Genomic DNA, 6,108 nt, shown 5'->3' with positions numbered 1-6,108 from the left:
GGAGGTGATCTCGGCGGAGACGGTGGGGGCCGGGGCCGCAGCGGCCGCGACGGCCGGGGCCGCGACGGGGGCGCCGGGGGCGATCCGCACCGGCGGCTTGGTCGGGGCCGACGGGGCGGCCGGGGTCCGGGTGGTGACAGCCTTGGTGGCGGTGCGCTTGGTGGGGCTCTTGGCAGCAACGCTCTTGCGCTTGGCGCCGGCCGGTTCGGCCGCGCTGACCATGAGGTCCACACCCTCCTCAATCAGCACCTGATTGAGGCTGCGCATGACGTTCTTCCACTTGGTGACCGGGATCTGGTCCGCCTCGAACGCCTGGCGCACGTCGTCACCGGCGATCTGCCCCTGGGCCTTGCCCCGCTCGATGAGCGCCAGCAGAGCCGCGGACTCGGCGATCTCGGGGGGAAGCGAACGGGATGTGCTGGCCGACACGAACTACCTCTCGGACGATGAGTGGACTCGAACCCGTACCGGCCGCCCGAGCGGGCGGGGAAGGAGATCGCGCGTCGGGCGCGCGGTGTCGATTCCGACCGACTCGGGCTTGAGGACTGGGTTTGCAGGACGGCAGCAGCGCCGCGGACCAACACAGCATTCTGACATGTTGGAGTATTCCGGAGCTGCTTCCGCTCAGGACACATCGCTGCTACTCGTCAAGTGTTACGCATGGCCTTCGTGTCGCGGGTCACACCACCCGGCGTCCGCAACCCGGGGCCGCTTCCATCATCGCGCACTCTCGGAACGAATCATTGTCATGGACAAGCCCTGGAGCGGCCCCGCCTTCCCGGTTCGCATTCCGGGGGCGGCTGCCCGCTCCGGGGCCGACCGCCTTTTCGGGATCCGGCCGCCTCGTCCGGGCCCGGCGGGCGACGGCATGCGAAGGCCCTCCAGCGGCGCCGCGCGGCGCGACCGGAGGGCCCTGGCGGAGCGGACCGCCGCCGTCCGGCGCCTCCGCTCGTGGAAACAGCCCGTTCAGTGCTCCCTGGGCGCGGGGACGGACGGCTCGATCTCGGGATGGACCGTGAGCAGCGCCCGCATCGCGGCCTCGCCCGCGGTGCCGTCGCCGGCGCCCAGCGCGTCCACCAGTCGGGCGTGCAGGCCGACCGAGGACTCGGAGGGCCGCTCGCAGGAGGTCGCCGGACCACCCGAGACCTGCAGGGCGCAGGCGACGATCCCGGACAGGTGCTCCAGCATCCGGTTGCCGGCCATCTGGAGGACCAGGCTGTGCAGCTCGGCGTCGGCCCGGGTGTAGGTGGAGAGGTCGGCCTGGGAGGCTGCGTGGCCCATGATCTCGACCAGCTCGACCAGACGCTGCTGGACGTCCTCCCGGCCGTGACCGGCGGCGAGCCGGGCGGCCAGCGGCTCGATCGCCCAGCGGAGCTCGGACAGCTCCCGGCGCTGCTCGTCCCGCTGCGGACCGAAGGCACGCCACTCGATGATGTCCGGGTCCAGCAGGTTCCAGTCACCGACCGGGCGGACCCGGGTGCCGACGTTCGGCCGGGCACTGACCAGGCCCTTGGCCTCCAGCACGCGCAGAGACTCGCGGACGACGGTCCGGGAGACCTCGAACCGCTGGCCGATCTCCTCGGGCACCAGCGGGCGGTCGGCACCGAGGTCGCCGGAGACGATCATCTGGCCGAGCTGCTGGACCAGCTGGCCGTGCAGACCGCGGCCGCGGCTGCTGGTGGTCTTGCGGCCGACCCGGGCGATGTCGGACTCGGCGCCCTCCCAGCGGGGCGCCGGCGGGGTCGGCCGGTCGGCGTACGAGAAGCGGTCCAGGTCGCCGGGGCCGGGGATGGGCCCTTCGGCAGAACGGGCGGGGGTCATGGTGGGGTGCGCAAGGGTACTCACGCCTCCTTTGTCGGCGATCGGCCGGCGCGGCTTGAGAATTCTCGTGAAAAGCACACGAAAGGGTGATCGACCGCGACTGGATAATTGACTTCTTATCAGGAAGAAACGCGCATTACGGTCACTGCTGGTCGATCTTGGCGGTCCCGGGCAGGACCGTGCTCGCGGAGCGGCCGCGAAGCCCTGGCGAGCCCCACCCGGGCGGCTCCGCGCCCGATGTGGCGCTACAGGGCGCGACGGCGGGCCTGGGCCAGCAGGGAGGCGAACAGCAGGACCGTCGCAGGCGTCGCGACCGCGGCGAGCAGCGCCGGATCGGACAGCGCCGCACTCCCGGCCGCCTCCTCGTCGGGACCCCCGTACACCCAGCCGTAGGCCCACTCGATCCCCGACTGGAACGGCAGCTCGACCGCCCGGGTCGGCCACGGCCTGCCGGTGTGGTGCGGCAGCAGGGTGACGCAGGACTCCAACAGCGTCGGCAGCGCGCAGAGCAGCAGCACCCCGGACCCGGCGCTGCGGGTCAGCGAGGCGGTCAGCACCCCGGTCCAGCCCGCCAGCACGGTGAGCAGGACGAAGGCCAGCAGCGCGGCGGGCACCCCGTGGCCGGCCGCCAGCCCCAGCGGGGCGAACACGGCAGGCAGGTCGGACAGCCCGGACATCCCGGCGCCGGTCAGCGCCTCGGACACCCGGTCCGACAGCGCGGCCGGGTCCGCCCAGGCCGACACCGTGACGCCGTCCGGCAGCGCGAGGTGCACGACCACCGTGTCGAGCAGCAGGGTGGCCAGCGCCAGCAGCCCCGCCGTCGGGCCGATCACCAGCAGCTTGGCCAGCAGCAGCCGCACCCGGCGCGGGTACGACACCTGCGAGGCCGGCAGCCCCGGGTGGCGCACCTCGTGGCCGTACGAGAGCGCGCCCAGCAGCCCGGCGCCGAGCGCGGCGAAGGGCAGCGGGGTCAGTGGGAGGGCTGCGGTCAGCAGTCGCACTCCGGCCGGGGCCGCCAGGGGGCCGTCCGGGGCCTGGCTCGCCAGGACGGCGGCCACGACGGCGTCGCCGAGCAGCACGGTGGCGAGCAGCAACCAGGTGGAACGCAGGCCGCGCAGGCGGCGCAGCTCGTAGGCCAGGGCACGCACGGTTCACTCGCTCCGGTGGTCGTCGGGGATGGCGGGGGCTGCGGGAGTGGCAGGGGTCCGGGCGGCGGTCGTGCCCGAGTCGGGGCGGCGGAGGCGGACGGTGTCGTCGGTGAGCAAGTCATCGGTGCTCACCCGGCTGCCGGGGGGCCGGACCCGGGCGGGCGCCTGCGGCGAAGCCGGGGCCAGAACCGAGGCCGTGGCCGGGTCGTCGCGGAAGAGCCGGTCGACGGCCACGGTGGGGGCGGGTTCGGCAATGGCACCGGACCCGTTCTCCACAGCAGGCTCGGGGCGGCGGCCGGCCAAGCCGAGAACGGGGAGCGCGGTGGGGAGTGCCGCAGCGGAGGCCACGGCGGGCAGGGCGCGGGTGGGCAGGGAGCCGCCCTCCCGGGGTCGGTGGCGGGCACTGCTCTTCGGGGCGGTGGTGGCCTCGGTGTCGGCTTCGGCGGCGGAGGCGGCGGCTTCGGTGACGGAGGGGGAAGCCGGGGTCGTCGCGGGCTCGACCGGGCACGTCACGGCTTCGGCCGGGGCCGGCACAGCGGCCGTCCCGGGGAGCCGGCCGACCGCCGGCTGCGGGGTCCGCTCCCGGTCCGCGTCCGCGCCCGGATCGGCCTCGGGTCCGGGGCCGAGGCCGAGATGGCGGGAGCGACCCGAGCCGGCCGACAGGACGACCCGCGGCGCCGGCTGTTCGACCACCCGGTCGGCCAGCTCGTGCAGCAGGATCCCGTGGCGGTAGGCGAGTTCGCCGATCTCGGTGCGGTCGATGCCGGCCACCGCGAGACCCACGCTGCCGTCCCGGCGGACGTCCGCGCCCTGCTTGACCAGCAGGTCCGCCAGCCGCGCCATCTGCGGCCCCCGGACGGCCACTTCGGGGCTGAGCCTGGTCCGCCGGAACTCCGCGACCGGCTGGTCGGCCACCAGGCGGCCGCGGTCCAGGGTGACCACCCGGTCCGCGAGCTGGGAGGCCTCCTGCGGGGTGCGGGTGGTCACCAGGACCGTTCCGCCGGCGGCGCCGAAGGAGCGCAGGAAGGAGTGGAACCACTCGACGTTGCGCGGCGACAGGCCGTCGGCGGGCTCGTCCAGCAGCAGCGCACCGGGGTCGCCGAGCAGCGCTGCGGCCAGGGCCAGGCGGCGGTGCATGCCAGGCGAGAAGGTGCGCAGCCGCTGCCCGGCGACGGCGGCCAGCCGGGTCTGCTCCAGCAGTTCGTCGGCCCGTCGGGCCGGGACGCCGGCGGCCGCCGCGAGCATCCGCAGGTGGCTGCGCGCCTTGCGGCCCGGGTGTCCGGCCACCGCGGCTGCCCCGGTGCCGGGCAGCAGCACCCCGACCTCGCGCTCGGGGTGGCGCAGCCGGCGGTAGGGGCGGCCGTCGAAGAGCGTGACGCCCTGGCCACGTTCGAGTTCGAGCATCAGCCGCAGCGCGGTGGACTTGCCCGCCCCTTCGGCGCCGAGCAGCGCGGTCACCGTGCCGGGCCTGGCGTCGAAGGTCAGATCGAGCACCGCGGGCGGAACGCCCTTGCGATAGACCTTGGTCAGTCCGGTGATCTGGATCATCGCTGGCTGCTCCCATGCCCTCGGCCCACCTGCTCGACGCGGAGCGCCCCTGACGGCGGGCATGCACCCGCGCGGCTCCGCGCCAGCACATTAGGGGGCGGCAACGGCTATTCCGGGCATTACGGGAACGGCACGGGCCCGCCGACTGCCCGCCTCACCCGATCAGGGGACAATCCGATCCTGCGATTCACGGGCGGCCGGTCCGTTCCGAGGGCTCCGGCGGCTTCGGCCGGGCGGAGCGCAGCGCTCGGTGGAGGGGCGCGGCTCCTACCGAGGGGGCCAGGGCGGGAGCGGGAGCTGCTCGCCGCCGCACACCGCGTGGAACTCGTCGACGGCGGCCTGGCCCTCGACCGCGATCTCGCCCAGCCTCTCCCGCTCGGCGGCCAGCCGTTCCTGCACCGCGGCGATCGTCTCGGGCGCCGCCGGCTCGGCCTGCAGCGCGGCCAGTTCCTTCTCCGTGTCGGTGGTGGTCTCGTCGAGGCTCCGGTAGTCCGCCACCAGCCCCTCGATGAGGGTTCGCTGGTTGGCGCAGTCCTTGATGGCCATCGCAGGGCTCCCTGGGCCGGAAGACCTCCGGCCCGGCGGCCGGAGCGTCCACCGACACTCTGCGCCGCCGTCCCCCGGGTCCGCAGCCAGGCCAGGCCATTCGGCTGCCCGGGGCCACACCGCGGTGGGACGGGTCCGGGGCCCGGGTCCGGGGGGGGCTGGGCACGGGCCCGGGGCTCAGGACTCCGGACGGAGCATGGGCGGGTTGAGAACGGTCGCCCCGCCGGCAGTGAACAGCTGGGCCGGTCGCCCACCCTGACGGGTCGTCGTGCCGCCCGAGGGCAGCAGGAAGCCGGGGGTGCCGGTGACCTTGCGGTGGAAGTTCCGCGGGTCCAGTGCCACACCCCAGACCGCCTCGTAGACCCGGCGCAGCTCGCCGACGGTGAACTCGGTCGGGCAGAAGGCGGTGGCGAGGGAGGAGTACTCGATCTTGGAGCGGGCGCGCTCCACGCCGTCGGCGAGGATCAGGCCGTGGTCGAAGGCGAGCGGAACGCCGTCGGCCGGGTTCTCGCCGAGGAGTTCACCGACTGGGGCCCAGCGGGCGCTGCTGGCGTCGCCGCCGGCCCGGGGCGTCGGCAGGTCGGGGGCGAGCACCAGGTAGGCGACGCTGACCACGCGCATCCGGGGGTCGCGCTGCGGGTGGCCGTAGGTGGCGAGCTGCTCCAGGTGGGCGCCGGCCGCGCCGGGGCCGACGGCATCGTGGCCGGGGGCGGTGTGGGCACGCAGACCGGTTTCCTCGGCCAGCTCGCGGGAGGCGGCCTCGGCCAGGCCCTCATCGGGGCGGACGAAGCCGCCGGGCAACGCCCAGTACCCCTGGAACGGCGGCTCGCCTCGTCTGACCAGCAGGGCGCAGAGCGAGTGGTCGCGCACCGTCAGCACCACCAGGTCAACCGTGACAGCGAACGGGGGGAAGGCCGACGGATCGTAACGCGACATGGCGACGATCATAGTCGTCTCTCTGACGATAAGCACAGGCCCGTGCGTGGGCCGCGCGGGGCCGGTGCCCCCGCCCGGCCCGGCGCGGCTCGCGTCCGGCCTGCGCGGG

General features: G+C 74.8%; 5 protein-coding genes and 1 pseudogene. All 6 read right to left on the bottom strand.

All coding sequences use genetic code 11. The annotated features are described in order from the left end of the window. Positions 1 to 429 (bottom strand): annotated as a pseudogene (locus KS423_RS36020) (RNA polymerase sigma factor); the annotation flags it as partial. A gap of 537 nt (positions 430 to 966) precedes the next feature. Beyond that, entirely contained in the window at positions 967 to 1,899 is a 933-nt protein-coding gene (locus KS423_RS36015) for a FadR/GntR family transcriptional regulator (RefSeq protein ID WP_308020286.1), read from the bottom strand. Between the two features lie 167 nt (positions 1,900 to 2,066). Continuing rightward, positions 2,067 to 2,969, bottom strand: coding sequence for a hypothetical protein (locus KS423_RS36010; protein ID WP_224283954.1), 903 nt, complete (start codon positions 2,967 to 2,969; stop codon positions 2,067 to 2,069). Between the two features lie 3 nt (positions 2,970 to 2,972). Then, the gene (locus tag KS423_RS36005) at positions 2,973 to 4,517 is read right to left on the bottom strand and encodes an ATP-binding cassette domain-containing protein (RefSeq protein WP_224283953.1); all 1,545 of its coding nucleotides are present in this window, start codon (positions 4,515 to 4,517) and stop codon (positions 2,973 to 2,975) included. A 267-nt stretch (positions 4,518 to 4,784) separates the two neighbouring features. Continuing rightward, positions 4,785 to 5,063, bottom strand: coding sequence for a hypothetical protein (locus tag KS423_RS36000; RefSeq protein WP_224283952.1), 279 nt, complete (start codon positions 5,061 to 5,063; stop codon positions 4,785 to 4,787). A gap of 177 nt (positions 5,064 to 5,240) precedes the next feature. After that, on the bottom strand, positions 5,241 to 5,999 hold the full coding sequence (locus KS423_RS35995) for an NUDIX domain-containing protein (RefSeq protein ID WP_224283951.1): 759 nt from the start codon (positions 5,997 to 5,999) through the stop codon (positions 5,241 to 5,243). Between the last annotated feature and the right edge of the window lie 109 nt (positions 6,000 to 6,108).

This window comes from Streptomyces sp. LS1784 (genome assembly GCF_020103755.1).
Classification (GTDB): domain Bacteria; phylum Actinomycetota; class Actinomycetes; order Streptomycetales; family Streptomycetaceae; genus Kitasatospora.
This window is presented reverse-complemented; position numbering and strand designations above follow the sequence as displayed.

Bases quoted from the DNA above. Each gene is read 5' to 3' on its own strand.
- KS423_RS36005 (WP_224283953.1), bottom strand. From the start codon at position 4,517: ATGATCCAGATCACCGGACTGACCAAGGTCTATCGCAAGGGCGTTCCG.
- KS423_RS36000 (WP_224283952.1), bottom strand. From the start codon at position 5,063: ATGGCCATCAAGGACTGCGCCAACCAGCGAACCCTCATCGAGGGGCTG.
- KS423_RS35995 (WP_224283951.1), bottom strand. From the start codon at position 5,999: ATGTCGCGTTACGATCCGTCGGCCTTCCCCCCGTTCGCTGTCACGGTT.